Source organism: Corynebacterium sp. NML140438, from assembly GCF_001875725.1.
In the GTDB taxonomy this organism is placed as follows: Bacteria; Actinomycetota; Actinomycetes; order Mycobacteriales; family Mycobacteriaceae; genus Corynebacterium.
Genome location: NZ_MLCQ01000022.1, coordinates 170,323 through 196,919 on the forward strand (window position 1 = coordinate 170,323; position 26,597 = coordinate 196,919).

26 protein-coding genes are annotated in these 26,597 nt (G+C 59.2%); 16 read left to right on the top strand and 10 right to left on the bottom strand.

Annotated elements, in window-relative coordinates; genetic code table 11:
- Entirely contained in the window at positions 1-564 is a 564-nt protein-coding gene (locus BJP08_RS07720; RefSeq protein WP_255364801.1) for a GtrA family protein, read from the top strand.
- Between the two features lie 12 nt (positions 565-576).
- Here the strand turns inward: BJP08_RS07720 and BJP08_RS07725 are convergent, their stop codons facing one another.
- The 3 genes from BJP08_RS07725 to BJP08_RS07735 all read right to left on the bottom strand — a co-directional run bounded on the left by BJP08_RS07725 (position 577) and on the right by BJP08_RS07735 (position 4,406).
- On the bottom strand, positions 577-1,947 hold the full coding sequence (locus BJP08_RS07725; RefSeq protein ID WP_071569039.1) for an amino acid permease: 1,371 nt from the start codon (positions 1,945-1,947) through the stop codon (positions 577-579).
- Positions 1,944-3,374, bottom strand: a complete 1,431-nt coding sequence (locus BJP08_RS07730) for an amino acid permease (protein ID WP_071569040.1) — start codon at positions 3,372-3,374, stop codon at positions 1,944-1,946. The genes BJP08_RS07725 and BJP08_RS07730 overlap by 4 nt, the downstream gene beginning before the upstream one ends.
- Before the next feature lie 93 nt (positions 3,375-3,467).
- Positions 3,468-4,406, bottom strand: coding sequence for a succinyltransferase (locus BJP08_RS07735; protein ID WP_071569041.1), 939 nt, complete (start codon positions 4,404-4,406; stop codon positions 3,468-3,470).
- 127 nt (positions 4,407-4,533) lie between these two features.
- Between BJP08_RS07735 and BJP08_RS07740 the strand changes: the two genes are divergently transcribed.
- The 6 genes from BJP08_RS07740 to BJP08_RS07765 are packed head-to-tail and all read left to right on the top strand — an operon-like array spanning position 4,534 to position 8,357.
- A complete protein-coding gene (locus tag BJP08_RS07740; RefSeq protein ID WP_071569042.1) occupies positions 4,534-5,337 on the top strand; it encodes a TIGR00730 family Rossman fold protein in 804 nt (267 codons plus the stop codon).
- Positions 5,338-5,340: 3 nt separating this feature from the next.
- Complete coding sequence (folP, locus tag BJP08_RS07745; protein ID WP_071569043.1) at positions 5,341-6,177, top strand: dihydropteroate synthase; 837 nt, start codon at positions 5,341-5,343, stop codon at positions 6,175-6,177.
- On the top strand, positions 6,177-6,950 hold the full coding sequence (locus BJP08_RS07750; RefSeq protein WP_071569044.1) for a glucosyl-3-phosphoglycerate synthase: 774 nt from the start codon (positions 6,177-6,179) through the stop codon (positions 6,948-6,950). Before folP ends, BJP08_RS07750 begins: the two co-directional genes overlap by 1 nt.
- 9 nt (positions 6,951-6,959) lie before the next feature.
- Complete coding sequence (locus BJP08_RS07755) at positions 6,960-7,316, top strand: hypothetical protein (RefSeq protein WP_071569045.1); 357 nt, start codon at positions 6,960-6,962, stop codon at positions 7,314-7,316.
- Positions 7,288-7,455, top strand: a complete 168-nt coding sequence (locus tag BJP08_RS07760; protein ID WP_071566913.1) for a DUF3117 domain-containing protein — start codon at positions 7,288-7,290, stop codon at positions 7,453-7,455. Before BJP08_RS07755 ends, BJP08_RS07760 begins: the two co-directional genes overlap by 29 nt.
- A 32-nt stretch (positions 7,456-7,487) precedes the next feature.
- Positions 7,488-8,357 (top strand): SAM-dependent methyltransferase, encoded by an 870-nt coding sequence (locus BJP08_RS07765; protein ID WP_071569046.1) that lies wholly within the window; start codon positions 7,488-7,490, stop codon positions 8,355-8,357.
- Positions 8,358-8,364: 7 nt separating this feature from the next.
- Here the strand turns inward: BJP08_RS07765 and BJP08_RS07770 are convergent, their stop codons facing one another.
- A complete protein-coding gene (locus tag BJP08_RS07770) occupies positions 8,365-9,753 on the bottom strand; it encodes a GH32 C-terminal domain-containing protein (RefSeq protein WP_071569047.1) in 1,389 nt (462 codons plus the stop codon).
- A 24-nt stretch (positions 9,754-9,777) separates the two neighbouring features.
- Positions 9,778-10,935 carry a glycogen synthase gene (gene glgA / locus BJP08_RS07775; RefSeq protein WP_071569048.1) on the bottom strand — a complete coding sequence of 386 codons (1,158 nt, stop codon included), beginning with the start codon at positions 10,933-10,935 and terminating at the stop codon, positions 9,778-9,780.
- Positions 10,936-11,056: 121 nt separating this feature from the next.
- On the opposite strand from glgA, the gene glgC reads away from it, so the two are divergent.
- Positions 11,057-12,280 (top strand): glucose-1-phosphate adenylyltransferase, encoded by a 1,224-nt coding sequence (glgC, locus tag BJP08_RS07780; RefSeq protein ID WP_071569049.1) that lies wholly within the window; start codon positions 11,057-11,059, stop codon positions 12,278-12,280.
- A 67-nt stretch (positions 12,281-12,347) separates the two neighbouring features.
- Here glgC and BJP08_RS07785 read toward each other — a convergent pair whose 3' ends face one another.
- Positions 12,348-13,040, bottom strand: coding sequence for an O-methyltransferase (locus tag BJP08_RS07785; protein ID WP_255364803.1), 693 nt, complete (start codon positions 13,038-13,040; stop codon positions 12,348-12,350).
- Positions 13,041-13,141: 101 nt separating this feature from the next.
- On the opposite strand from BJP08_RS07785, the gene sigE reads away from it, so the two are divergent.
- From sigE to tatB, 3 genes are read left to right on the top strand one after another with little or no spacing between them, the layout of a single operon-like run.
- Complete coding sequence (gene sigE / locus BJP08_RS07790; RefSeq protein WP_071569050.1) at positions 13,142-13,765, top strand: RNA polymerase sigma factor SigE; 624 nt, start codon at positions 13,142-13,144, stop codon at positions 13,763-13,765.
- A gap of 44 nt (positions 13,766-13,809) precedes the next feature.
- Positions 13,810-14,151 (top strand): zf-HC2 domain-containing protein, encoded by a 342-nt coding sequence (locus BJP08_RS07795; protein WP_071569051.1) that lies wholly within the window; start codon positions 13,810-13,812, stop codon positions 14,149-14,151.
- 10 nt (positions 14,152-14,161) lie between these two features.
- Complete coding sequence (gene tatB, locus BJP08_RS07800; RefSeq protein WP_071569052.1) at positions 14,162-14,584, top strand: Sec-independent protein translocase protein TatB; 423 nt, start codon at positions 14,162-14,164, stop codon at positions 14,582-14,584.
- 17 nt (positions 14,585-14,601) lie between these two features.
- Here tatB and BJP08_RS07805 read toward each other — a convergent pair whose 3' ends face one another.
- Positions 14,602-15,750 carry an Mrp/NBP35 family ATP-binding protein gene (locus BJP08_RS07805; RefSeq protein WP_071569053.1) on the bottom strand — a complete coding sequence of 383 codons (1,149 nt, stop codon included), beginning with the start codon at positions 15,748-15,750 and terminating at the stop codon, positions 14,602-14,604.
- A 60-nt stretch (positions 15,751-15,810) separates the two neighbouring features.
- On the opposite strand from BJP08_RS07805, the gene BJP08_RS07810 reads away from it, so the two are divergent.
- A complete protein-coding gene (locus BJP08_RS07810; RefSeq protein ID WP_071569054.1) occupies positions 15,811-16,356 on the top strand; it encodes a general stress protein in 546 nt (181 codons plus the stop codon).
- A complete protein-coding gene (locus tag BJP08_RS07815; RefSeq protein WP_143110057.1) occupies positions 16,337-17,149 on the top strand; it encodes a hypothetical protein in 813 nt (270 codons plus the stop codon). Before BJP08_RS07810 ends, BJP08_RS07815 begins: the two co-directional genes overlap by 20 nt.
- Before the next feature lie 93 nt (positions 17,150-17,242).
- Here BJP08_RS07815 and BJP08_RS07820 read toward each other — a convergent pair whose 3' ends face one another.
- Together BJP08_RS07820 and BJP08_RS07825 are read right to left on the bottom strand one after the other, a co-directional pair.
- Positions 17,243-20,956 carry a multifunctional oxoglutarate decarboxylase/oxoglutarate dehydrogenase thiamine pyrophosphate-binding subunit/dihydrolipoyllysine-residue succinyltransferase subunit gene (locus BJP08_RS07820; RefSeq protein WP_071569056.1) on the bottom strand — a complete coding sequence of 1,238 codons (3,714 nt, stop codon included), beginning with the start codon at positions 20,954-20,956 and terminating at the stop codon, positions 17,243-17,245.
- A 595-nt stretch (positions 20,957-21,551) separates the two neighbouring features.
- Positions 21,552-22,469, bottom strand: coding sequence for a hypothetical protein (locus BJP08_RS07825; protein WP_071569057.1), 918 nt, complete (start codon positions 22,467-22,469; stop codon positions 21,552-21,554).
- 101 nt (positions 22,470-22,570) lie between these two features.
- On the opposite strand from BJP08_RS07825, the gene BJP08_RS07830 reads away from it, so the two are divergent.
- Both BJP08_RS07830 and BJP08_RS07835 read left to right on the top strand, forming a co-directional pair.
- Positions 22,571-24,136: a carboxylesterase/lipase family protein gene (locus BJP08_RS07830; RefSeq protein WP_071569058.1), complete on the top strand. Its 1,566-nt coding sequence runs from the start codon at positions 22,571-22,573 to the stop codon at positions 24,134-24,136.
- Positions 24,137-24,190: 54 nt separating this feature from the next.
- Positions 24,191-24,790 (top strand): hypothetical protein, encoded by a 600-nt coding sequence (locus BJP08_RS07835; RefSeq protein WP_071569059.1) that lies wholly within the window; start codon positions 24,191-24,193, stop codon positions 24,788-24,790.
- 9 nt (positions 24,791-24,799) lie between these two features.
- Here the strand turns inward: BJP08_RS07835 and BJP08_RS07840 are convergent, their stop codons facing one another.
- Positions 24,800-25,261 (bottom strand): hypothetical protein, encoded by a 462-nt coding sequence (locus tag BJP08_RS07840; RefSeq protein WP_071569060.1) that lies wholly within the window; start codon positions 25,259-25,261, stop codon positions 24,800-24,802.
- 123 nt (positions 25,262-25,384) lie between these two features.
- On the opposite strand from BJP08_RS07840, the gene BJP08_RS07845 reads away from it, so the two are divergent.
- Positions 25,385-26,593, top strand: coding sequence for an MFS transporter (locus tag BJP08_RS07845; protein ID WP_071569061.1), 1,209 nt, complete (start codon positions 25,385-25,387; stop codon positions 26,591-26,593).
- Positions 26,594-26,597 lie beyond the last annotated feature (4 nt).

Here is a 26,597-nt window from a genome sequence, read left to right on the forward strand (position 1 = left end):
GTGGATACCTCAACTGAGCGTCTTGGGACGCGTGTCGTTCGTAGCCTGCGCGAATTTCTCCGCTTCGGCATCGTGGGTGGATCCGGCGTCGTGGTCAATTTGGTGGTGTTCTACATCGCCAAGAAGGCAATCGACGCCGGGTTTGACCTTCACGAAGGCGATATCTTTTTCAACCTTTTCGGCACTCGCTTTAATGTGCGGTGGTACCACGTACTCGCTACCGTGGCGTTCCTCGTGGCAAATACATGGAACTACCAGCTCAATCGGTCGTGGACGTTCCGCGGGCCCCAACGTCGTTCGTGGATCCGAGGGTTCTTCCCCTTCCTCGCCACGGGTGTGATGGCGTTTGTCGTTTCGCTGGTGTTCTTGACGTTGTTTATGAACCCAAACTCCCCAATTGGGCTGCCAGATCACATTTTCGACGACTCTACGGGCCTTCGCACGAAGTCCTACTGGTCACAGGGGCTGGCGACGCTCATCGCAACGCCGGTGAACTACATCATCAATAAAATTTGGACGTTCTCGAAGCCGAAACAAGCTCCGAAAACGTCCGAGACGTCCTAGTTTCCCTTGCCGCTAGGCGCCTTCTTTGGTGCGGCGCACTAGGAAAGATGCGCCGATCAGCACCGCGGAGACGATCAGGACGGCGATGATCTGGCCTCGGGTGGAGGCGTCGAAAAGCATGAGTACCGTGAGTCCCACAAGCGCAATCAGCGTTGCCCATGGCACCCAGTTCGCTCCGCGGACCTGCACCGCGGAGTGCTTGATCTGCGGGTGGAGGCGGATATAGCTCAGCGTAATCATCACCCAGGTGACCATGAGGCATCCGCCGACGGCGTTCATGAGGAAGTCGAGGAGCCCCGGCGGGTTCCACCACTGCAGGCCGACCGCAGCGAAGGCGAAGAACATCGACACCAATACGGAGTTCATTGGGACAGCGTTCTTGTTCGTGGCGCGGAGCCAGCGTGGGGCGTCTCCCTCGAGTGCCTGCTGGTAGGCGAGGCGAGACGTGCCGTAAATCTGGGCGTTGAACGCGGACAGCAGCGCCAGGACGATGACGGCTTCCATGAAGCCGACGACGCCAGGAATGTTCGCCATGCTGAGCACCTGCGTGAATGGTGAGTCCGCCGCGGAGTCGGCGCCGTCGATCTCTGCGTTTGGGATCAGCAAGATGATGACGATGATGCTTCCGATGTAGAACAGCGCGATGCGCCAGATAATGGAGTTGACTGCGCGCTTGACGGCCTGTGCGGGGTTCTCCGACTCCGCCGCCGCGATGGTGACAACCTCGATACCGCCGAAAGCGAACGCCACGGCGAGCAGCCCAGCGGCGACGCCGGCGAAGCCGTTCGGCATGAAGCCTGACTCCCGAACATTGTCCAAGCCGACGAAGTCGTGGCCCGGGAGAATGCCAAGGAAAAGCGCAGCGCCGATGACCAAGAAGAGGAGAATGACGGCCACTTTGATCATGGCGAACCAGTACTCAAACTCACCGAAGCCCTTCACCTGCGCGAGGTTGATGACGGCGAAGAATACCACCGTGACCAGCGCCGGAACCCATTGTGGGACATCAAACCAGCCGGACATGATTGCGGCTGCGCCGGTGATCTCGGCGCCACCAACCATGATGAGGAGGAACCAGTAGAGCCAGCCCAACAGGAAGCCTGCCCAGTGGCCGAACGCCTGGCGCCCATACGTTGCGAACGAGCCGGAGGATGGGCGGGCTGCAGCCATCTCGCCGAGCATACGCATAACCGAGATAACAATCAGGCCTGCGATCGCGTACGCGACCAAGATGGCGGGGCCTGCGGCTCGGATGCCGACGCCCACTCCGAGGAAGAGACCAGCGCCTACCGCCATGCCCAAACCCATCAGGGTTAGGTGACGCGATTTGAGGCCGGTCCCCAGCGTGGCGTCGTCTGTTTCAGCGTTGTGTTGTGTAGTCATCGAATGTTCCTCTCGGCGGCGTCCTTAGCGCGCTGTTGGAAAGTGTCGGTGCGGGTCCAGAGGACGCCAGCGATTGAAATGATGCCCACGACAACTGCTACCGCGAACATTTGGAAGCGACCGTCAGGGTTGGTCAGCATGAGCACCACGATGGCTCCCGCCAGGACAACGGTTGCCCACGGCAGCACGCCTGGCGCCCACATGCGGACGTGCGTGATTTCGTCTCCCTTCACCAGCTGCGGGTGGATGCGCAGGAAGGAGAAAGTGATGGCAAACCACAGCACGATCAGGCAGCCGCCGACGGCGTTGAGCAGGAATGCGAGCAGTCCCGGCGGGTTCCAGTACTGCAGTGCGACAGCCACGAAGCCGAAGAACACGGAGAGGATCACGGCACGCATCGGTACGCCACGGTGGTCGGTGCGTGCGAAAGCTTCGGGAGCGTCACCACGCAGGGCGAGGTTGTGCAGGAACCTTGAGGAGCCGTAGATCTGCGTGTTGCACGCGGAGAGCAACGCAATGACGATGACGGCCTCCATGATCCCTACCGCGCCCGGGATGTTCGCCAGGTGCAGTACTGCGGTGAATGGGGACTCGGAGGCGTTGTTCGCCCCACCGATGTCCTCATACGGCAGCAGCAGGACGATAAGCAAGACGGAGCCAATGTAGAAGATGCCGATGCGCCAAATAATGGAGCGGATCGCGGAATGTACTGCGACCTCTGGATCTTCTGATTCGGCGGCGGCGATTGTGACGAGTTCGATGCCGCCGAACGCGAACGCAACCGCGAGCAGCGCCGTAGCGACGCCACCCCAGCCGTTCGGCATGAACCCGAACTCGGCAATGTTGGTTGTGCCGACGAACGACGTTCCTGGCAATAGCCCCAGCCACAGCGCTACGCCGAGGGCGAGGAAGAGACAAATTACGGTGACCTTAATCAACGCGAACCAGAACTCGAATTCGCCGAGGTTTCGCACCGCGGCAAAGTTGATCGCCGTGAAAATAACAATTGCTGTCAGGGCTGGGATCCACGGAGAAACAGACAGCCAGGAAGCGATGATGGCGGAAGCACCGGTGATCTCGACCGCCATGATCATGATCATCATGAACCAGTACAGCCAGCCGATAGCAAAGCCGGCCCACGGGCCGAAGGCTTGCTCCGCGTAGGTGGAAAACGTTCCGGAGGACGGGCGAGCGGCAACCATCTCCGCGAGCATCTGCATGATGCAGACGGTGATTGCGCCCGCGATCATGTAGGCAATAATGACGGCGGGGCCTGCTGCGGCGATACCCACACCAGTGCCGAGAAAGAGCCCGGCACCAATTGCTGAGCCGAGGCCCATCATGGTGAGGTGCCGGGTCTTGAGTCCGCGCTGTAGGGATGTCGACGCCCGAGTGGGGGCAACAACCGAAGAAGCTTTCAAAGACATGGCAATTACCTTAAACACTCATGTGGCTTCATGCCTATCATTTATCGACGTGTCGTTGCGTGGCGGGCCAACTCGGCCCGCAAAAGTTGAGCGTTAACTGTTTCGTGCGCGGAGTACCGGCGTTGTGCTCGCGGGCTCCTGGCTGATGGTGATATCACTCTGACCAGCAATCTCACTTGCTGGAATATGTGTCTCATTTCTTGTGTCGTAGATAATTGTCGACGGCTCCAGCATCACATTGACACCGATCTCACAGTTGTCCCCGAGATCTACCCCGAGTACACCCGATGCGGGGTGAAGTACGCAATTGCGGCCCACTCGCAACGGAACCCGGTTATGCCCACTGCCGCGCATGGCCATCAACACTGCCGACAACGCAACCTCGGTGCCCTCGCCAACCGTGACAGCAGAAGAAAGCCGTCCTTCAATTTTCGCCGGACCAAGCGCGCCGGAGTTGTGCGAGACGTAGCCTTCGCGGACCACGGTCGTTCCCGGAGCCAAGTAGGCTCCGAGGCGCACGCGCTCCGCCTCGGAGATTGAGACACCTGTTGGCACGACGTAGTCGACCATACGGGGGAGTCGCTCGATGCCGTAGACGTGGATGTTGCCCCTGCTACGCAGGCGAGTTCGCACGAACTCGAAGTTATCGGCCAAGCACGGGCCCTTATTCGTCCACACCACCGGTTCGAGATGTTCGAGGCAGTCTTCCATGTTAACTTCGAAAGGACGTACCAGACGGTGGGAGAGCAGGTGGAGCCGGAGGTATACGTCGTGGGCATCCACCGGAGGTTGGGAAAGGTCCGCGATTGTGGTGCGCACCGGCACATGTTCGACCAGGCGGTCAGAGTCCATACCGACCAGGCTTAAAAACGCATCGCCGAGCTCGTGTGCGCTCACCCGTCGGGACCCGGAGGTGAGGCCGGAGGGGTCGTCGATAATTGAGGGTGAGGGGTACCAGGTGTCGAGTACCGTCCCGTCCAGAGAAATATTGGCAATACCTGTGGCCTGCGCTCCTTGTAACATGCTTGTCATCTTAAACGTACAGACGCAATGTGTTGGACTCGGCCGAAAAGCCGGGGGTCCGTTGGCCTCCCGCAGGAGTTTTTGGCAGAGTCGAATCCAACGCCGAACCCAGCGTGCACCGAGGAAGGAAGGAACCATGGCACCCCACAAGTCCCCACGTCCGGATAAAGGCCGAAAGCTCCGTGGGCCGATCATGCTGCGCAGCGAAGACGCCGAACAACCGACGACGCACGACCGGCGCCTCTTGGAATCCTTGGGCTACAGTGACCACGACTGGAAGCATGCGGACCCGTGGCGCGTGATGCGGATCCAGTCCGAGTTTGTAGCGGGCTTTGATGCGCTAAGCGATCTGCCGAAAGCCGTGACGGTGTTTGGTTCCGCGCGACTCAACGAGGGGACTGAAGAATATTCGCTGTCGTGTGAAGTGGGCAAAGCGCTGGTCGAGGCGGGTTACGCGGTGATTACCGGCGGAGGCCCAGGCTTGATGGAAGGCCCGAACCGCGGTGCCCACGACGCTGACGGGATCTCGGTTGGACTCGGTATTGAACTGCCGTTTGAGCAAAACCTCAACGATTGGGTCGACCTCGGCCTGAACTTCCGATACTTCTTTGCCCGCAAGACGATGTTCTTGAAGTACTCGCAGGCGTTCATCGCACTGCCAGGTGGGTACGGAACGATGGACGAGCTGTTTGAAACACTCGTGATGGTGCAGACGCAAAAGGTGACGAACTTCCCGATCGTCCTGATGGGCTCCGAATTCTGGTCTGGGTTGGTTGCCTGGATTGAACAGCAGCTGCTGGGCCGCGGTTTGATCTCGCCAGGCGACGAATCCCTGTTTTACGTTACCGACTCCGTCGACGACGCCATCGCGCACATCGTGCACGCGCACAAGGTGATGACGGACGCTCGACTACGAGATACCGACAACGAGGACGTCTAAAACATGCACCGCCGCATCGCAGAGGTGATGGCCATCATCAACCGGACGCCCGATTCGTTCTACGACAAAGGCGCGACGTTTGCGATCGAGCAAGCGCTCGACCGTGCGGATACCGTGATTGCGCAAGGTGCGTCGATCGTTGATGTCGGCGGGGTGAAAGCAGGCCCCGGGGATGAGGTTGACCCCGCAGAAGAGATCGAGCGGGTAGTGCCGGTCATCCAGGGTATTCGGCAGCGCCACCCGTCCGTCCGCATCAGCGTCGATACCTGGCGCGCCGATGTCGCTGAGACCGCAATCGGTGCCGGCGCTGACCTCATTAACGACACCTGGGCAGGCTACGACCCAGAGCTTGTCGAGGTCGCCGGAGCACACCGTGTGGGATACGTGTGCTCTCATACTGGTGGTGCAGTACCACGGACTCGCCCGCACCGTGTGCATTACGACGACGTCGTTGCCGATGTCATCCGTGAGACTACCGCGTTAGCCGAACGGGCAGTCGCTTGCGGCGTGCCTGAGAAACTCGTGATGATCGACCCGACCCACGACTTCGGCAAAAACACGTTCCACGGCCTCGAACTGCTACGCCGCGTCGATGAGCTCGTTGCCACAGGGTGGCCCGTCTTGATGGCGCTGAGCAACAAGGACTTCGTCGGCGAAACGCTCGACCGCGCAGTCGGAGAGCGCGTCGCTGGGACGCTCGCCGCCACGGCGTGGTCCGCGGCGCGAGGCGTCGCGGCGTTTCGCGTCCACGAAGTCGCCGAGACCCTCGACGTCATCCGGATGACCGCCGCCATCCAAGGCAACATGGCGCCACTCAATACTGTGCGGGGGCTTGCCTAGTGCGCGTCAGTGTTGTCATTCCGGCCCTCAACGAGGCCGCTACCGTCGGGCAGGTCGTGCAGCGCTGCCGTGCATCCAACGCGGTCCTTTGCGGCGGCGAGGTCCTCGTCATCGACTCAGATTCAACTGATGGCACAGCAACGATCGCGGCACGCGCGGGGGCTAGGGTGGTCAACTGGCGTGAAGTGAGCCCCCTTGAGCCGCAGGAAGGCAAGGGTGAAGCCTTGTGGCGAGGAGTGAAGGCAGCGCGAGGCGCGCACGTTGTATTTGTCGACGCTGACGTCACCTCCCTACATCCGTGGTGGATTGACGCCCTCGCGAAACCTCTCCAGAACCCGGAGGTACACCTCGTGAAAGCCCGCTACGTGCGCGCGCTACACGGGAATCCAACGGGAGGCGGGCGAGTCACTGAGCTCACCGCAAAACCGCTCCTGCGTAGGTTTTTCCCAGATCTGGGCGATATCAGTCAGCCACTGTCCGGCGAATACGCGATTCGGCGAGACACGGCGTTGCAGCTGCCGTTCGTTGCCGGTTACGGCGTCGAGTCTGGTCTGCTTATCGATACTTATGCCAGGTACGGCCGTACTGCAATAGCGGAGGTGGACCTCGGGAGCCGGGTACACCGCAACCGCCCTATGGCGGAGTTGGGGCCAATGGCAGAGGTGGTGGCCTCGACAATCATTGATCGAGCGTTGGCGCTAGGTCAGGCTGACTCAGGGCTGAAGACAGTTCAACGACCGCCCTGGTGCGAAATTCCGCGCGCTGAACGCTAGTATGATGACATGCTTTCTTGGATCATCCTGATTATCGCCATCGCCATTTTTTGCGTGCTTGGCTTTTTGCTCTTTGCACAACTGTTTGGGCGTGGTGAACAGCTGCCCCCGATGATGGAGACCGAGGACGTGAAGTCCGCGAACCGTCTCGCCGTTGAAGAGGGCAACATTGGCGATGTACACCTTGAAGTAGTGCACCGAGGCTACCGGATGGACCAGGTTGATGACCTGCTCACAGCGCTCGGAGAGAAGTACGGGTTTGCGCCTGCTATCAGTCAGCTGACCGAAAACAGCGTAGTATTGGATACAAACGTTTTGACTGAAGGAGAAGCGACAGATGGCAGCAATGAAGCCGCGCACCGGTAATGGACCAATGGAAGCCGCTGAGGAAAGCCGGAAGATCGTCATGAGGATTCCGTCCGACGGAGGTGGCCGTCTGGTTATTGAGATGAGCAAGGAAGAGGCCGCTGAACTCGGTAATCTTCTGATCGAAGCCGTAGGATAAGAATTTTCTAAACTTAAGGTAATATACCCAGCATGCTCAAAGACATAATTGATGTGCTGGCAGATCCCGTAGACCTTACTCCTCTTCGTGGCGAAGAAGAGTTTTCACGCCTCGTTTCCGAAAGCGGCCACTCTTACGATGTGGCGAAGCAAGGCTACGTCACGTTGGCGAGTGGGAAAGGCCTGCAACATGTCGGTGACTCGTTGGAGATGATCCTCTCCCGCGAGTCATTTTTGTCGCAAGGGCACTTCGCCCCATTTGTTGAAGCGATGACTGAGCACGTAGAAAATGTGCTTGACCTCAGCGCGCCAGAGGAAGATCACCCCGTGATTCTTGAGGTCGGTGCGGGGACCGGCTACTACCTTTCGCATACGCTTGACTCCGTGCTGGGCGCCCGCGGCGTCGGGCTCGATATCTCGGTTCCAGCAGCGAAGTATTTAGCGAAAGCGCACCCGCGCATTGGCTCGATCGTTGCTGATGTGTGGCAGCAGCTGCCCATCGCCACTGGGGGCGTCCACGCAATCACGGTGGTGTTCGCCCCACGCAACCCGGCGGAGTTCGCTCGAGTGCTGGCCGATGATGGACAGGTTATCGCGCTCATCGCGGACCAGGGCCACCTCGACGAACTACGCGAGCCACTTGGTATATTAGGCGTGGAACCAGGCAAGCTGGACCGCCTGGTTGAGCAGGCGGAAGGGCATTTGGAGCTGGCTGAAGATCCACAGGAGCTTGTCTTTCCGATGCGCCTGGACCGCGAATCCATCGCGGCACAGGTGGGCATGAGCCCGTCCGCGCGCCATATCGAGCGTGGCGAGTTGGCGCGCCGCCTAGATGCCTTGCCAGATCACATGACCGTGACTGCGCATGCGCAGCTGGTGCGTCTGCGCAAGGCGTCCAACTAAACAGCGGTTATCGGCTGCGGCGCCATTCGTTCAAAATGGTGGCGCCTTCTTTCGCGCGCGAGCGGATGCCGATGGACCCGTTCTCCGGCCAGATGCGTGAGGACATGACGACTGCACCGCCGTCGGCGTAGACCTCGAGGGTTGAGCCGTCCACGATGACCGCGATGGTGTCCTCTTCGTCCTCGCTGATCTCTGCTTCGGCTACCTGGCCGTCGAATCGATCAACGGTGATTTTGTTACCACCGTGAGTGACCCGTGCGGCGACCTCACCATTTCCGTCAATGATCTCCGCGACGACACTGCCTCCATCAGGGATCTCGCACAGGGCGGTCCAGAGATGCGCGCCGCGAGTGGTGCTCACCGCCTCGGGCAGCCCAGGCGCCGGCACCTGGTAGAGGTGGCCGTCCTGGAGCGTGACATAGCGGGGAAGGGTGAGCGTATTTGCCCAGCCTTCAGCCTCCCAGTTTGCTTCCTTTGTCGGGGAGCCTTGGCGGCCAGACGGAGTCATGAAACCAAAGAGGTAGGTGCCTTGGTATCGCTGCGAAGGGTCCATCGCTACCGGCAGGTAGTTGGTGTTGCGAGGGCGGGTGAAATCATGGCCGAAATCGAGCGCCTGCGCAGGCGTGGTGACTCGGAACGTGTTGTCCTCCAGCTTGCCAATGATATAGGCAGAGCGATCCTTACCGTCCCTCTCCAGAGTAAAGAAGAAGACATCATAGATCCTGGAGTCCACTTCGTCGCGCAGCCGACAAATGCGTGGCGCGACCAGTGTTTCATCGAGATCGATGCCGGGATCACCGTCAAATGTGAGCGGTCCTTCGAAGCGCCACTCGATGCCGTCCTCTGATCGAAGCACTACCGGCTTCGGGGAATCGACGCTGCCAGTCACAGCGAGCATGAGCCAACCGTCGTGCTCTTCGCGTTCGTCGTTTTTCCAATCAGGAACGACACACGGCGAACGGAAGTTGTTGTATTCCGGTGTGTCTTCAACGATATCGCCAAGTCGCTGCACACCAGGTGTAGCATTTCGATCTTCGAGGAGCTCGTCGCCCAATCCCTCGAGCTCAGGTGCATGGGCCAGTTGGATGGTGTTGCCAGCAGCGGTTGCTGAGGTGAAGTACAGGTAGATGCCTTCCGGCGCGCCAACTACAGCACCTGCACGGACAGCTGATTCACCACCGGCCGGGACGATCGCATCGTTGCATTCAACCCAGCTAAACGGGTCGCCCTCGCTAATGTTGTGGCCCCAACGGCTTGGAGAGTCCGGCGTTGGGCGGTACTGGTAGAAAATGTGCCAGTTGTTTTCGCCTCCGCGTCCATCGAAAATGACACCGGCTGGCCCCTCGAGGATGCCACTGTCTGCGGTGACGTGAAGTTCTGGTCGGAAAGTACTCATCGTTAAGTGGTGTTCACCCCTGCATTATTTCGTGAGCTGTTCGTAGATCTTGACAGTGTCTTGTGCGATTGTCTGCCAGGAGAAGTCATTGCGGGCGCGTGCCAAGCCAGCGTGACCTAGCCTGCGTGACAGATCCTTGTCACCGGCGACGCGGTTGACTGCCTCGGCGAGGTTGCGTTCGAAGGCTCCGGGCTGCGTCTTGTCATAGTCCACCAGCACGCCCGTCTCGCCGTCCACGACGACCTCGGGGATGCCGCCGACGCGGGATGCCACGACCGCGGTCTCACACGCCATCGCTTCTAGGTTCACAATGCCCAATGGCTCGTAGATGGAAGGGCACACAAAGACATTGGCCGCGGAGTATACCTCGCGGATTTTCTCTGCTGGCAGCATGTCTTGCACCCAAAACACCCCGTCGCGCTCGGACTGCAGCTTTTCGACGAGCCCCTTCGTCTCCGCGGCAATCTCCGGAGTATCCGGTGCACCCGCGCACAGCACGAGCTGAACATCTTCGTCGAAGTGTGACGCGGCCTTCAGCAGGTGCGCGACGCCCTTCTGCCGAGTGATGCGTCCAACGAATGCGACGATCGGCTTGGAAGGGTCGACGCCAAGGTCCGTCAGGACGGTTCCCTCGGTCGGGTACCACTTTGCGGGGTCGATGCCGTTGAGCACGACGTGGATCTTGTCCGCAGAGATGCTCGGGTAGACACGGAGGATTGCTTCCTTCATGCCAGCCGAAACCGCGATCACCGCATCAGCGTTCTCAAACGCGTTCTTCTCGCTCCACGACGAAACGTTGTAGCCTCCACCGAGCTGCTCGCGTTTCCACGGCCGGTCGGGCTCTAAGGAGTGAGCAGTAACAACGTGTGGGACGTCGTAGAGGAGACCCGTGAGATGGCCACCGAGACCCGCGTACCAGGTATGAGAGTGGGCCACGTCCACATTGTTGGCAGCGTGGGCGATCCGAAGGCCCGTCGACAGGGTCTTGATGGCGCCATTGGCATCTGCAAGTACCGGGTCGACCCCGTGGACGTAAACATCTTTCATGTCGCGGGGAGTGCCCATGCAGTGAACGTCGACGTCAACGATCTCTCGCATAAAGCGCGTGAGTTCCGTGACGTGCACGCCGGCTCCACCGTAAATCTCAGGCGGATACTCTTTGGTCATCATTCCGACTCTCATACCGCACGAGCATAGTGACGAATTGACATCGGTGCAGGGAAGTGAAACCCGAAATGTAGCGCTGCCCACTTTAGGAGGGAAAACGCTGCAAGGTCACGGATTTTTCAATAGGCTCGAGGACGTGAGAAGCCAGCCTAGAGTACTTGCAATTGTCCTTGCCGGAGGCGAAGGGAAGCGCTTGTTCCCGTTGACCGCTGACCGTGCCAAACCTGCTGTCCCGTTTGGAGGCAACTATCGATTAATTGATTTTGTTCTGTCGAACTTAGTTAACGCTGGGTACATGCGAATCGCTGTGTTGACGCAGTACAAGTCGCATTCGTTGGACCGACACGTGGCGACAGCCTGGAATGTGTCCGGTCCAACGCCGCAGTACATCGCATCGGTGCCGGCCCAGCAGCGTCGTGGGAAGCGCTGGTACAACGGCTCTGCAGACGCAATTGTGCAGTCCCTCAACCTCATTTACGATGACAAGCCGGATTATGTGCTGGTCTTCGGCGCTGACCACGTCTACCGGATGGATCCGTCGCAGATGGTGGAAAACCACATCAAGTCCGGCAAGGCCGCAACGGTGGCGGGCATTCGCGTTCCGCGCTCAGAGGCCACAGCATTCGGTTGTATCCAGGCGGAAGAGGACGGCACGATTACCGAGTTCCTGGAAAAGCCTGCGGACCCACCAGGGACCCCAGACGATCCAGATATGACGTTTGCGTCGATGGGCAACTACGTGTTCTCCACCGAGCCGCTTATCCAAGCGCTACTCGAGGACGAACAGAACGAGGACTCCGATCACGATATGGGTGGCGACATCATCCCGTACTTCGTGAGCAAGGGTGAAGCAAACGTATACGACTTCTCCCAGAACGATGTACCCGGTGCTACGGAACGTGACAAGGGCTACTGGCGCGATGTCGGTACCATTGACTCTTTCTACGAGGCGCACATGGACCTTATTTCTTCGTACCCGGTGTTCAACCTGTACAACTCGACGTGGCCGATCCACTCCACCGAAGACGGTAATCTTCCCCCGGCGAAATTCGTCGTGGGCGGCATTGCACAGGAGTCGATGGTGGCGTCTGGATCGATTATCTCTGGCGCGACGGTACGAAACTCCGTGCTCTCCACCGACGTGCGAGTCGAGGAAGGTGCGACAGTTGAAGGCTCCGTATTGATGCCGGGCGTTCGCATCGGTAAGGGGGCGGTGGTTCGCCACTGCATCCTCGATAAGAATGTCTACGTCGCCGACGGCGAAATCATCGGCGTGGACCTTGAGAAGGACCGCAAGCGTTACACCGTTTCGGAAAATGGCGTAGTGGTCGTCGGCAAGAACCAGGTGGTGCAGGAATAGCTGCGCAGAGGAGGCCCGCCCGAAACGAAGAAAAGTCCGGGCGGGCCTTGCTTATGCGTACGTTGCGTTAGCGCTTGGTGACGATGGTCAGGCCACCATCGAGGGGCAGGCGAGCCACGAGTGCGCCATAGTCAGCGGCGAGACTACTCACGTACCGGTCGGCTTCACGGGCGGCTTCGGTCTCACGGTCCCTGCGGGTGGAATCGCTGACGGTGCCGTCCAACAAGGAGTCAGCAAGAATGAGCGTGCCGCCCTTGCTCAGGAGAGGCCACGCGGCATCAATGACCGCCGTGAACTCGATCGGTGCAACATCGGCGTACACAAGGTGGTACGCCTCGTTTGCTAGCCTGCCCATCACATCGAGTGGTCGTGCTGTCAGGAAACGCGTGCGGGACGCCGGGTACTCGGCGGCGCGGAAGGCTTCTTTGGCCCCGGTTTGCAACGTGACTTCGGGCTCGATACAGGTAAGAGAAGCGCGCTCGGGCAGGCCGCGCAGCAGGTGCAGGCCGACAACCCCGGCTGCCGGGGTGATCGCGACAGCTCCCTGAGACTGACCACTCGGGCAGGTGGCTGCGAGTGTAGAGAGCAGCGTGCCGACGATGACAGACGGCGCACGCACACCGTTTTCCTGCGCTTCGACGCTGGCGTATTTCAATGCCTCGCGGAACGCAGCAGGAAACTGTTGCTGCTCGTCATCAGTGAAAGACTGATGGATGTAATTCGTCAACTGATCAAAAGCGGTCGCACTCACAGCCAACATCATAACCGGAACTGCGCTCACAGCGTGTGCGCTACGCGCATGCAGTAACCTTTACGATTTTTCGTTGGAGAATGCGATATCAATCTGCCACAATATGAGGCATGCAACCCGATAATGTCGCCGCTCACCACGATTCTGTCGCGCTCGAAGACCTGCGCGGGACGGCTGCATTCGATGCCGGGGTAGGGGCGATGCCGTCGTGGGAGGAGCTTGTCGCGGAACACGCTGACAGTGTGTACCGCCTCGCATACCGCCTTTCCGGCAACCAGCACGACGCGGAAGATCTCACCCAAGAGACATTCATCCGGGTATTTCGGAATCTGAAGAGTTACAAACCCGGTGCGTTTGGTGGATGGCTGCACAGAATCACCACGAATCTCTTCCTCGATATGGTGCGCCACCGCACGAAGATTCGGATGGAGGCACTTCCGGAAGACTATGAGCGTGTTCCGGGGACGGACATGACGCCCGAGCAAGCGTATAACGTCGCGCACCTTGATCCCGCGTTGCAGCACGCGCTTGACGAGCTCAGCCCAGACTTTCGCGTCGCAGTCGTGCTCTGTGATGTTGTCGGCATGACGTATGAGGAAATTGGCGAGACGCTCGGCGTCAAGATGGGCACCGTTCGTTCACGTATTCACCGTGGTCGTACCCAACTACGGGAATCGCTCGAGGAGCAGGCACGACACGACGTCGCCACGGAAGAGTTAATTCGGCTACGCTAGGGCGCGAGGCAGTCGCCGACCATCGATGCGAAAGGAGCGTTACCGTGCGAGCGTTTTGTTCCACTGAGCATTTGAACCCCGAAGCGATCGCTGCTTTCGTAGACGGAGAACTCTCACGTTCCGCAGCTCGTCGCGCCATGAAACACATGGTGGAATGCCCGGAGTGCTTCCAAGACGTCCTTGCACAACGAAGGGCCTCAGCACGTGTGAAAGCCTGCAACGACGACAACTTGCGAGCACCCGATTCGTTGGTGGCCAAGCTCAGTGGGCTGTGCAACGAGATGCAGTCGGATGCAGCACGCGATGAAGAACGGAAACAAAAGGAGCGATCGCCCCTCGTCGCTGCTGTTGATGCCACGCTCCGAGCGCTGCGACACCGAGAGTAGGATGTGATCCGTGTTTTCCAGTATTGGCTGGGGTGAAATCTTTTTCATCCTGATCATTGGCCTCATTGTGATCGGACCGGAGCGGCTTCCTAGCGTTATCGAAGATGTTCGGGCCGCGATTTACGCTGCCCGCAAGGCAATTAATAACGCGAAGCGTGAACTCAACGGGGAACTCGAAGAGTTTGAGGAACTTCGGAAACCACTCGATACGGTGTCGCAGTACGCATCGATGGGGCCGAAGCGTGCTATGGCGAAGCTGTTCTTCGAGGATGACGAGGAGTTCCTGGAAAGCTTTGACCCTCGCAAGATGATGGAAGACGATCGGCCGGCAGCTCCACAGCCGTCGCAGTCGCCGCAGCCTTCGTCGAAGAAGGGACCGGAGGATGGTGGCCAGCCCAGTGGTGGGGGGTTTTCCTGGGCTGACGTTACTTAGTTTGGTGCAGCGCCTCTCTAGTCCTCGGTGTGCTTGACGCCAAGGTTGAGGGACTTGCCTGCAAGTGAATCACGGCGAATCTTCAGCTTGGCAACGATCTCCTGGATAGCAGTTGCAGCAGGAGAATCTGGGTCAGCAGTGACGACTGGTGTTCCTACGTCGCCGTTTTCGCGCAACTTCGGGTCCAGCGGAATAGAACCGAGCAGCGGTACATCGCTGTCAGTGAGTGCAGTGAGGCGCTCGGCAACCTGTTGGCCGCCACCTTCACCGAAGATGTTCATGACGGAGCCATCCGGCATGACCATCCCTGCCATGTTTTCAATCACGCCCGCGATGCGTTGCTCCGTCTGCTGCGAGATTGTGCCGGCGCGCTCAGCAACCTCGGCTGCGGCAGCCTGCGGCGTGGTGACGATGAGCAGCTCAGCATTTGGGATGAGTTGCGCCACCGTGATCGCGACGTCACCTGTCCCCGGTGGCAGGTCGAGGAAGAGCACGTCCAGATCGCCCCAGTAGACGTCGGACAAGAACTGCTGAATAGCGCGGGTGAGCATCGGGCCACGCCACACCACTGGAGCATTGCCTTCCACGAACTGGCCTACCGAGATGTGGCGCACGCCATGTGCGATCGGAGGCATGATCATCTCTTCTACCACCGTTGGTCCCATGTCCGAGGAGCCGAGGAGACCCGGTACGGAGTGCCCGTAAATGTCGGCGTCGACAACTCCGACGCTGAGGCCTTGTGCCGCCATTGCGGTAGCGAGGTTCACGGTCATCGAGGACTTGCCGACGCCACCTTTGCCCGAAGCCACCGCGAACACCCGGGTACGCGAGGATGGGTCGGCGAACGGAATGTCTGGGCCAGGCTGCTGTGCACGGAGCTTCGATGCCATTTCGCGGCGTTGCTCCGCGCTCATAGTGTGCAGCGTGACCGTCACGTTTTCTACGCCGTCGATTTCCTCAATGACAGCGCGGACGTTGTTTTCGATGGTGTCGCGCATTGGGCAGCCTGCGATGGTGAGGTAAATACCGACGGTGACGTTGGGACCGTCGATACGTACGGACTCGACCATGCCGAGCTCGGTGATGGGCTTGCCAATCTCGGGGTCGTCAACGCGGGCGAGTGCTTCTCGGACTTGTGATTCTGAAATGAGTTCTACGTTAGCCATAACGGGCTTCAGTATAGTCAGAGAAGCTGGATGATCGTACGAGCAGAGGAGTGACGAGGCATGGCCCAACTCAACAACAATCGCCTGGTAGCACGAGAGGTACCAACGGGGTGGCCAGTGGGAAGCTTCACTACCTACCAAGAAGCACAGGAGGCAGTTGACACTCTGTCGGACAAAGAGTTCCCGGTAGAAAAGCTCACAATCGTCGGCGTGGACTTAATGCAGGTTGAAAGCATCACTGGCCGACTCACCTGGGGCAAAGTACTCGGGGGAGGTGCGTTGTCGGGCTTGTGGATGGGCATGTTCATCGGCATTATTTTTTCCTTGTTCGCAGAAGAAGGCGGTTGGGGCATCTTCGTCTCATGCGTAGCGATGGGCGGTGTGTTCGGCGCGATCTTCGCCGCGATCGCCTACGCCTTTACGGGTGGCAAGCGCGACTTTGCCTCTGCGACCAGTATCGTTGCACGCCGATACGATGTGCTGTGCGCGCCTGATTCGGCGCGGCGGGCGCGTGACATGATCGCCGCGATGCGCCCGCAAAACGGTACAGCGCGGCCAACCGAGATAGCGAACGACGACGCGACCAATGACGACGCTACGCGCTAAACTAGCTCTGTTTCTCGGCTCACTCGAGCGCACTACGAAGAAGGTGTTTATGGTATCCCTGCGTCCTAGCCGCACGTTGATCGCAACAGTGCTGGCAACAAGCCTGGTAGGCGGTTTGACTGGTTGCGCTGATGATTCAGATTCACCGGTGAAGTTCGTCAACGGTGAATCGCGTGGCAGCATCGTTAAGATTGGGATTGATTCTTCGGAACCTGAACAGGTGGTGCTGGGGGAGATCTACTACGAAATCATCAAAGCGATGGGGCACTCGGCCGGGGTAGTCCCATTGAATGACGTCTACGACCGAAACGCGGCTGAGCTGCTGCAAGAAGAGGACGTCGACCTGGTGGTGGCATGCTCAGGCGACCTCTTGGGGTCGCTGGATCCGCACGGAGCGAAGGCGCTCGAGAGCGACATTGCGCACGATCGTCTCGAAGGTGAAGACCCATCAGAAGCGACGTTTGATCGGCTTGCAGGTGCGCTACCTGGCAACATTCAAACGGTAGACCCTTCGCCAGCACAGGGATGCGCATCGAAGGTGGAACTCGCGCACCTTCCGAATAGCATCATTCCGCTCTTCCACAAGTCCAAGTTCGCCCGCAAAGAAGTCAGGCGTATCAACGCGATGACGCGTGTGATCAGTACTACCCAGTTAGAGGAGATGAGTGAAGAGGTTGCACAGGGGAAGCAGCCACGTTTCGTGACTGCGGACTGGCTACGCGAGTACGCAAGCATCAACATTGAGAACCCCGACGCCAACGGCGGGGAAGCCGAGCCGACGACCGCTCCCTAGCCAACCTCAAAAGGGACTATCCCGGACCGTTAAGAAAAATAAAGTGCCCCCAACCGCGGTGAGCGGTTGGGGGACTGTTGCTCGTAGCGCTATCTACTTCGCAAACGCCTCATCCAGCAGAGTCTTCTCCTCTTCCTGGTGGACCTTTGCCACACCGGTCGCAGTGGTCGACTGCATGCGGCGAGAGACACGGACCATCTCAGGCATCTCAGGGATCAGCGTGCGCAGGTGCTCGTTGTAGAACGGCCATGCGCCCTGGTTTGCTGGCTCGTCCTGCACCCAGCGGATCTCCTTCACGTTCGGGTAATTCTCGAACGCGTCCCGGATGCGGTTGAACGGGATTGGGTGCAGCATCTCGATACGGATGATGGCGACGTCGTCGCGCTTATCCTTTGTACGATGCTTCTCCAGCTCGTAGTAGATCTTGCCCGAGCACAGCAGGATCGTCGTGACCTTGTCGTGGCCCGCACCGTCGATCTTGACGTTGCCGCGCTGAACGAACGCGGGATCGTCGATCACCGACTGGAACTTGTCCACCTCGATGAAGTCCGCAGGTTGTGAGACAGCGGCCTTGTTGCGCAGCATCGACTTCGGGGTGAAGACAACGAGCGGGCGCTTCATATCACCGAGTGCCTGACGGCGCAGCAGGTGGAAGTGGTTCGCAGGCGTGGTCGGCTGGGCAATCGTCATCGAGCCTTCAGCGACAAGCTGGAGGAAACGCTCGATGCGGGCAGAGGAGTGGTCAGGGCCCTGGCCCTCGTAGCCGTGAGGCAGCAGTGCGATCATGCTGGAAAGCTCGCCCCACTTGGTCTCACTGGAAGACAGGTACTCGTCGATGATGGTCTGCGCACCATTGGCGAAGTCGCCGAACTGCGCCTCCCATGCGACGACCGCGTCCTTGTTACCGAGGGTGTAGCCGTACTCGAACCCCATGCCGGCGTACTCAGTCAGTGCTGAGTTGAACACCTCGAAGCGGCCACCGTTGTCCTGTGCTTCCGCATTCGCGTCGAGTGGGTTGTATGGGGTGCCGTCGTTCGGGTCGTAGAGCACTGCGTGGCGCTGCGTGAACGTACCGCGCTGCGAATCCTCACCTGCGAGGCGGACAAACTTGCCCTGCTCTGCAAGGGAACCGAAGGCGAGCAGTTCGCCCCATCCCCAGTCGATATCGCCGTTTTCGAATGAACCACCGCGCTTCTTAATCACGTTGTTGAGACGCTTATTCGGCTCAAACGACTCAGGCAGCTTGCCGTACGCATCTGCGAGACGCTTGAACGTCTCTTCGCTGATCGAGGTGTCCAGGCCACGCGTCAGTTCCTGCGAGTGCGTGATACCGGTCTGGTCGCTTGGCCTGCCCTCCGCAGATTTCACGTCGGAGAAGACTGCATCGAGCTGGTCGTGGAAGTCCTGCGCCGCGATCTTGGCTTCTTCGTGTGTGATGTCGCCACGACCGATGAGGTCCTTGGTGTAGCGGGTACGCACCGAGTCGTGGGAGTGGATGCGGTCGTACATGACTGGTTGCGTCACGGTTGGGTCGTCAGCCTCATTGTGGCCACGCAGACGGTAGCAGATGAGGTCGATGAAGACGTCCTTGCCGAAGGCACGACGGTACTCAGTTGCCAGGTGCGCCACCCATGCGGCTGCTTCAGGGTCGTCACCGTTGACGTGGAACACCGGGCAGTTGAAGCCCTTCGCCAGGTCGGTTGCGTAGTAGGAAGAACGACCGGAATCTGGCGTTGTGGTGAAGCCAATCTGGTTGTTGACCACGATGTGGATCGTGCCACCGACGGAGTAGCCGGGCAGGCGGGACAGGTTCAGCGTTTCCTGCACAATGCCGAGGCCAGCAAACGCTGCGTCGCCGTGAAGCATGATTGGCACCACAGGGTTGTCGTCGCGGACGCCGTTTTCACGCAGAGTGTCAGCCTTCGCGCGGGCGATACCGACGAGCACCGGATCAACAGCCTCAAGGTGCGATGGGTTGGCTGCCAGCGATACCTTGATCTCGCCGTCGCCGAACATCTGGATGTGCTTGCCTTCGAAGCCAAGGTGGTACTTCACGTCACCGGAGCCACCCTGCTGCGCCGACTGCATGTTGCCTTCGAACTCGTTGAAGATGGTGGCAACAGGCTTACCGACGATATTAAACAGCACGTTCAGGCGACCACGGTGAGGCATGCCGATAACGGCTTCGTCGAGGCCCTGGCCCGCGGCAGTATCGATCACCGCATCCATCAGCGGGATAAGGGTTTCTGCGCCCTCAAGGGAGAAGCGCTTCTGGCCGAGGTACTTCGTCTGCAAGAAGTTCTCGAACGCCTCGGCGGCGTTGAGCTTCTGCAGGATGTACTTCTGCTCAGGGTTTGTTGGCTTCGGCATACCAGCCTCGATGCGTTCGAGGAGCCACTCGCGCTCGTCACGGTCAAGAATATGCGTGTATTCGGCACCCACGTGCAGTGTGTACGCGGCGCGCAGGCGGGAGAGCACCTCACGCAGCGTCATGGTTTCCTTGCCGCCGAATCCACCAACGTGGAAAGTGCGGTCGAGGTCCCACAGCGTCAGGCCGTGGGTTTCCATCAGCAGGTCACGAGAGTCAGGCTGCTGCAGGCCTGGCTGGCGCCAGCGCAGCGGGTTCGTGTCAGCGATGAGGTGACCGCGGGAGCGGTAGGCCTCGATGAGCTGCATGACGCGAGTGTCCTTGTTTACGCCGGAGTTCGGCAGATCCTTCGCCCAGCGCATCGGGTGGAACGGGATCTCTAAGGACTCAAAGATGGAGTCCCAGAACTTGTCATCAACCAGCAGCTGCGAAATGTCGCGGAGGAACTCGCCAGACTCTGCCCCCTGGATAACACGGTGGTCGTACGTGGACGTAAGCGTCACAAGCTTGCCGACGCCCAGCTCCGCCAGGCGATCCTCACTGGCGCCCGCGAACTCTGCCGGGTAATCCATTGCGCCAACACCAACGATGGTGCCCTGGCCCTTCGTTAGGCGCGGAATCGAGTGGCGGGTACCGATACCGCCTGGGTTGGTTAGCTGGATCGTCACACCGGAGAAGTCGTCCATCGTGAGTTTGCCGTCACGAGCGCGACGAACAATATCCTCATAGCTTGCGACGAACTCCGAGAAGGACTTGTTCTCGCACTCCTTAATCGCTGCCACAACCAGCGAGCGAGACCCGTCCTTCTGCGGCAGGTCAATCGCAAGGCCAAGGTTGATGTGATCCGGTTGTACCGCGAAAGACTTCTTGCCATCCTCCTTGTAGCTCTTGTTCATGTCCGGGTGCAGCTTGGTGGACTGAATAATGGCGTAGCCAAGAATGTGGGTGAACGAAACCTTGCCGCCGCGGGTGCGCTTGAGATGCTCGTTAATCAACGTGCGGTTTTCAAACATGAGCTTGACCGGCATGTCACGCACTGTGGTGGCAGTCGGAACCTCAAGCGATTCGTTCATGTTCTTCGCGATAGCACGGAATGCCCCCTTGAGCTGTTCTTCTCCAGGGGCGACCTTCACACTGTCGAGCTTGTCTAATGGGGAAGCAGCTGGCTTCTTCGCGCGCTTCGATGCTGCCTCGTTTGCTGCACGGTCGACCTGGGTTTCGCGGCCGTCCTGGCTAGGGGCGCTCGTGGAGCTGCCAGCGCTTGATGCAGTCTTCGACGAACGGTTAGGCGCGGGGGTGCTTGCCGCTGCCGATGGGGTGCCCTTCTTCTCGAAAAGATCACGCCACTCCGCGTCGACGGAGTTGGGATCCTGTTTGTACTGCTGGAACATCTCCTCAACCAGCCAGTCGTTCTGGCCGAACGTATCTTCGCTGCTCACGGCAGGTGCTCGCCTCTCTTCTTGGGTTGTATGTAACTTTTCAACGACTTTAATTGTCTGGGATTAGGTAGTGCTACCTTACATTCCCGAAAAGCCCTCGTACGTGTGAGATCTACCCCCTTTAGCGGTAGATAACCCACAAATGGGCATATCTTCCGTTCTGAGTGAGAAGGGTCTCATGAGAACCGTCATCAATGATACGTCCTCAATCGTTAACAAGTACTTGAACGGTATTCGGAGTGCACCCAGATTGATCGCTCATCGCGTTGTCTGCGCGCGTGAAGCTGTTGCGAAGCGACGAATAGGGCAAGGTCTGATCATGGTCTGGCGTGCGGTGCGGAGAGGGCGTCGAGAAGCATTCGTGGTGGCAGTTGTCGGGAAGTGTCCGATCGGGGTGGTCCGAACACCTCGCCACCGTGAGGGATCTGCAGACGCTGATGTCGAGCGAATCCCGCGTCTGGGTGACGCGGTGGTGGGGAGAAGGAGATGTAGTTCTCCAACTAAAGCAGAGGTGCTACCGGGGGTAGGCAAAGGTTGGAAGTGCGTCGCTCCCGCCTCGGTTACGGGGGAGGCGGGGCGAACCATATTGGCAAAGTTACTTCGTAATTTCCTGCGGGGCCTCGGCCTCGCGTGCATCGGCAACCTTGTCCTCGTCGCCGAAGAGCTGGAGGACCCAGCGCAGCAGGTTCTTTGGATTCGCGCTCAAGCCAGCTTCTTCCTTTTCCGGTTTTTCCGGAAGTGGGCTCAGGAAGCTTGCAGGAGGGGTGCCGAGTGCGACGGCGATATTGTCCATAAGGCGGTCCGCAAGCTTCCGATTCGCTGCGGTGCCCGCGATCGCGCCAAGCCCGAGTGGCAGCATCTTGCCAATCCAGGCGCGGCGGAACCTCTTCGTAAACGACTTCATTGCCACGCGCGAAAGGACGCCATTGGCCTCGGCGAGGCCAGGGCCTGCGAAACGCGTCAACACATTTTTCGACGCCAAGTCTTTCGGCTGGGCCTTGTCGGCGCCAAGCAGCGCATCGACGATCGCAACTCCCTGGGCGCCCATCATTACAGTGAGCACGCCGGTGCGGCGCCGTACCTTGTCGTCAATGTCGACGTCGCGCACGTACATCGAGGCGAGCGTGTAAAACGCGGCGAGGTCGAGGAACACAACGGATTCGCCAGCGACAGCTGCAGCACCGGCGATGAGACCGACGCCGGGGACCGCTGCGGCAGCGCCCACGCCAGCACCGGTTGCAGAGACCGCGTTTTTAAAGTGCTTATCCATCGTGTGCTGGATCTCCGCGGGGCTTTGCTCGGGATGCTGGCGACGCAGCCAGTGAACATACGCCCGAATGGCGCCTGATTGAAGATGCACGGCCTTGTCTACCGCAGCGATGAATGCGCGACCGGCTGGTCCGGCTTCCTCTTCGAGGGATCCCAAGTCCTCAGTGCGGGCGTCCTCAATAATCTCGACGATTTCGTCAGCGTCGGTGGCTTCATCTTTGTCTTTACGGAACTTTTCTAACATGCGGTGTGGTGTTCTCCTTATATTTATTGGTCCGGCCGTTCATCGTACTCGTCTTAGGAAGTTCAACGAGAATGGTCAGCATTGCGGGCTAGGCTAAAGGCATGCATGCCACCAGCCATCATCCACAGGAGCACCTTCGGGTGCAGACAACCTCGGGGATCGTTGCTGGCACCATCGACCCACAAACCGGGGTCCGTACTTGGCGAGGGGTGCCTTATGGGGCCGACACGAGTGGCGAGAACCGATTCCGTGCTCCGCGTCCTGCGCCTCCGTGGTCGGGTGTGCTTACCACGACCAATTACCGTCCGCCCGCTATGCAGACAAGCTTCGGGTGGAAAGATACCGTGATCGGCACTGAGGACTGTTTGCACGCGGACATCGTGCGCCCAGATACGGACGACGTGCTCCCCGTCGTGGTCTACTTCCATGGTGGTTCATTCGTGAGTGGGTCCAGCCATGAAAAAGTGCTCCAGGGGCACTTTCTGGCTAAGGCTACTGACATTGTCTATGTATCGCTCAACTTTCGCCTTGGCGTGCTCGGGTACTTGGATCTGCGCAGCATCGGTGAGGACTGCGTCGCCAACCCCGCAATCCTGGACCAGATTCTGGCGTTGCAGTGGGTTCACAAAAATATCGCCGCATTCGGAGGCGATCCGAACAACGTGACCATTATGGGGGAGTCAGCTGGCGCAGCATCCGTGATCCATATGATGTGTGCGCCGGCGGCCCGTGGGTTGTTTCACCGGGCTATTGCCCAGTCCACTCCGCTTTCATCCGTGCACACCAAAGCGCAGGCTGCGATGTGGACGTCGACACTGTTGGATGGCATGGGGCTGCCGCGGCTGTCCACCCTCGAGCACCTTCGGGAGGTATCCGCCAAAGAGCTGGTCCAAGTGGGGCAATCGATGTTGCTGACCAGCCGTGAGCTGCGCGAGCTGAACTTAAGCTTTATGCCAACAGTTGACGGCACGACCTTGCCTGCGCATCCACTAGATATGTTCCGGGAAGGAAAGCAGGCGCCGGTGCCACTCATTATCGGGACGAACGCCGACGAAGCCAGCTTTGCCAAAGCGTTGTACCAGCGAACGAAAGCACGGCAGCGGGCTGCGCGCCGTCTGCTGGAAGCGTACGACGCGAAGAACGCGACAGCAGTGATCCAGGCGTACAGCGACGTCAGTCAGCGCACGGACTTCGCTGAGTTCCTTGCCGATGCTGTGTTTTGGGGGCCATCTGTGATCGCGGCAGGGGAGCATCGCAAGGTAGCTCCGACATGGATGTACCGCTTTGAATACGCATCGGCGACGATGCGACGGCTCGGGCTTGGTGCAATGCATACAGCGGATCTGATGGCGGTGTTCGGGGACAGGGAGGGCACGCGTTCAGCGAAGATTGATCGTTTCGGTTCCACCGTGGCATTCGAGGCGGTAGTCGATGTCATGCAACGCAACTGGGGATCGTTTTTCCATACCGGAGCGCCCGAGCCAAACTGGCCCCGCTACGACTTTCGTGGCGACGACCACCCCGGACGTGCCACTGCGGTCATTAATGAGCATCCTTCGATTGTGTTTGATCCAAAGCGCAACCAACGCCGGGCGTGGGAAGACTTTGACATGCGTAGTTGGCAAGGCGGTGAAGCGTGGATGCGCATCGTGGGTGCGGAACAGTAGGCTTAGCATTGTCCGCCGGTGACAACCCCGATGACGAAAAGCAGAGGATACTTCGTGAGCTTTCTTGAAGACATTGCTGCGGCTTTAGACCGTGAAGGTATTGAGTCTCGTGTGCACGACGACACGATGTTTGTTCCTATCACGCCCGAGATTGAAATCCAGTTCGTTGTAATTGACGAGCAACTACCGGCCGCAAACGTATATATCGCCGCTGCCGATGTAGATGAAGACGATGAGGACTTCGAGGCCGCACTGGTCGAAGTCATTTTTTCTGCTGAAGATGCAGTCGCTGCGGTCGCAGAACACATCGCTACTGATGAGGTTGTGACCGTGTTCCGTAGTTTGCTCGAAGCTGCTGATGAACGCATCGCCGGACTTGAGTTTTTTCCTGATGCTGAAAACAGTCAGCTTGTTGTTGCCGAAGTCGGCGAAGAAGCAGAGGTGCATGTGGAGGTCGAAGTTATCGACGCCACCGCAACCGCGCATGTGCAGTTCGTAGTTCCGACAGACGAAGAAGACTCGGACCCCGAAGAGCTTGATTTGGGAAGCTTCACCGATATTGACCGGCTGTTTGATGTGCTCAACCTGGTTGCCGACCAGGCAGAAGAATGGGAAAGCCAGTTGCTTCCACTGGATGACGAACCAGGCCGGTAAGTCAGCCGGTTATGCCACGTTCAGCCCCGCGAACAGTGAGGAAGGTGAGCGGACGGGTTGGAAGTGGCCGTCGACAAGCCAGACATATGTTGCAGCGTACGGGTGAGGCAACAGGTGGAGCATGTCTTCCGTCGCGTCCGGGTAGAGCGCTTGCATCCAACCTTCAGCGACTGCGGGGTTTACTGGTGCGCCTGACTGGGCAGTGAACCGTGCTTCGATGATGTAGGCAGGGCGTGCTGATGCGCCGTATCCCTGCACCATTGCTTGGGCGCGGGGACCGACTCGCCTCCGTGTGAGCGCAAGGTTGATGTGCTCCTTGCCTATCACCCGTGGCAAAGAGAGGACAGGAGGCCGCCATGAGCCAGTTGGGCGTGCGAGTGAGCGCGGGTGCTTCACCGTGGCGCTCAGTACCTGGACAGTGTCGTAGAAGCGGTGCATGATTTCTTGGGCAATCGATGATTCGTAGAACATGCTTCGAAGCGTACGAGAGGCGGTGGACAGAAGACGCACGAATTCACAAGAACATCGAACACAAGTGCTAATTTGTATTGCCGGTGGGACGTCCTGACAAGAAAGACTAGGGTTGTCGCTGGTATGACGAAACAAACTTTGCAGCGCGATACCTCGCCGAAGCTTCCATCAGTGATCTGGGTGCTGTGCACCGCGGCGTTTATCATCGCGCTTGGATACGGGTTTATTGCACCGGTGCTGCCGCAGTTCGCAGCCAGCTTCAACGTATCGATGGCAGCAGCCGCAGCCGTGATCTCAGTGTTTGCAGCGGCTCGATTACTAGGCGCGCCGGGTGCAGGTGTGCTGGTGGACAAGCTTGGATCGCGGCCGGTGTATCTTACCGGGCTGAGCATCGTGGCAACTGCAACGTTTGCAGTGGCATTTGCGCAAGAGTACTGGCATATTTTGGCGCTGCGCTTCATTGCTGGCTTTGGCTCGACGATGTTCACGCTCTCTGCCCAGGCCCTCATCGTCCGTGAGGTCCCTCCGGGGATACGCGGCAGGGCCAATGCACTCTACGCGTCGTCATTTCTGCTGGGCAATATTTTCGGGCCGATTATCGGAGCAGGTCTCAGTTTTCTCGGCTACCGGATCCCGTTCGCGGTCTACGGAATTGGCGTCGGACTCGCAGCCGCCATTGTGTGGATTGCGACGTCGCGGAAGCACGCACCGGAAACCCGGAGGGCACAGCTCCCGCCCATGCCGCTTCGCGGGGCCTGGAAGCAGCCGACGTACCGCGCGTTGCTCGCTGTGGCGTTCACGAATGGTTTTGTAAACTTCGGCGCGCGCGTTTCGGTCCTCCCGCTGTTCGCGGCGGCTATCTTCGCAAATGGTGGTGCGGCATCGGGGCTTGCGCTGACTGCGTTTGCCTTGGGCACGGGCGTCACACTGCAGTTTTCTGGGCGATGGGCCGACCGGATTGGGCGCCGACCATGTATCTTGGCAGGTCTTACAGTCTCAGCAGTGTTTACAGGTTCGCTGGGTTTGGCAACGAGCGTGTGGGTGTTGTTGCTAGTCTCAGTTTGCGCGGGTGTCGGCGGTGGGCTGATGAGTCCTTCATTACAGGCGACGCTGGCAGACATCATCGGCAACGATCGCTCGGGCGGCAAGGTGATTTCTACCTACCAGATGGTGCAGGATTCCGGGCAGATTGCTGCGCCGATAGTGATTGGTTTCCTAGCGGAGGTGTTTGGTTTCGCTGCTGCGTTCGGCGCATGTGGCGTGGTGGCTGTGATCGCTCTGTTGCTGTGGACAATGTACGGTAAGGAAACTCTGCACAAGTCGGCCGCGTAAAGGA

What these genes read in the sequence shown, in the direction of transcription:
- BJP08_RS07725 (WP_071569039.1), bottom strand. Translation starts at nt 1,947, where the DNA reads ATGACTACACAACACAACGCTGAAACAGACGACGCCACGCTGGGGACC.
- BJP08_RS07730 (WP_071569040.1), bottom strand. Translation starts at nt 3,374, where the DNA reads ATGTCTTTGAAAGCTTCTTCGGTTGTTGCCCCCACTCGGGCGTCGACA.
- BJP08_RS07735 (WP_071569041.1), bottom strand. Translation starts at nt 4,406, where the DNA reads ATGACAAGCATGTTACAAGGAGCGCAGGCCACAGGTATTGCCAATATT.
- BJP08_RS07740 (WP_071569042.1), top strand. Translation starts at nt 4,534, where the DNA reads ATGGCACCCCACAAGTCCCCACGTCCGGATAAAGGCCGAAAGCTCCGT.
- folP (WP_071569043.1), top strand. Translation starts at nt 5,341, where the DNA reads ATGCACCGCCGCATCGCAGAGGTGATGGCCATCATCAACCGGACGCCC.
- BJP08_RS07755 (WP_071569045.1), top strand. Translation starts at nt 6,960, where the DNA reads ATGCTTTCTTGGATCATCCTGATTATCGCCATCGCCATTTTTTGCGTG.
- BJP08_RS07760 (WP_071566913.1), top strand. Translation starts at nt 7,288, where the DNA reads ATGGCAGCAATGAAGCCGCGCACCGGTAATGGACCAATGGAAGCCGCT.
- BJP08_RS07765 (WP_071569046.1), top strand. Translation starts at nt 7,488, where the DNA reads ATGCTCAAAGACATAATTGATGTGCTGGCAGATCCCGTAGACCTTACT.
- BJP08_RS07770 (WP_071569047.1), bottom strand. Translation starts at nt 9,753, where the DNA reads ATGAGTACTTTCCGACCAGAACTTCACGTCACCGCAGACAGTGGCATC.
- glgA (WP_071569048.1), bottom strand. Translation starts at nt 10,935, where the DNA reads ATGAGAGTCGGAATGATGACCAAAGAGTATCCGCCTGAGATTTACGGT.
- BJP08_RS07785 (WP_255364803.1), bottom strand. Translation starts at nt 13,040, where the DNA reads ATGTTGGCTGTGAGTGCGACCGCTTTTGATCAGTTGACGAATTACATC.
- sigE (WP_071569050.1), top strand. Translation starts at nt 13,142, where the DNA reads ATGCAACCCGATAATGTCGCCGCTCACCACGATTCTGTCGCGCTCGAA.
- BJP08_RS07805 (WP_071569053.1), bottom strand. Translation starts at nt 15,750, where the DNA reads ATGGCTAACGTAGAACTCATTTCAGAATCACAAGTCCGAGAAGCACTC.
- BJP08_RS07810 (WP_071569054.1), top strand. Translation starts at nt 15,811, where the DNA reads ATGGCCCAACTCAACAACAATCGCCTGGTAGCACGAGAGGTACCAACG.
- BJP08_RS07815 (WP_143110057.1), top strand. Translation starts at nt 16,337, where the DNA reads ATGACGACGCTACGCGCTAAACTAGCTCTGTTTCTCGGCTCACTCGAG.
- BJP08_RS07825 (WP_071569057.1), bottom strand. Translation starts at nt 22,469, where the DNA reads ATGTTAGAAAAGTTCCGTAAAGACAAAGATGAAGCCACCGACGCTGAC.
- BJP08_RS07830 (WP_071569058.1), top strand. Translation starts at nt 22,571, where the DNA reads ATGCATGCCACCAGCCATCATCCACAGGAGCACCTTCGGGTGCAGACA.
- BJP08_RS07840 (WP_071569060.1), bottom strand. Translation starts at nt 25,261, where the DNA reads ATGTTCTACGAATCATCGATTGCCCAAGAAATCATGCACCGCTTCTAC.
- BJP08_RS07845 (WP_071569061.1), top strand. Translation starts at nt 25,385, where the DNA reads ATGACGAAACAAACTTTGCAGCGCGATACCTCGCCGAAGCTTCCATCA.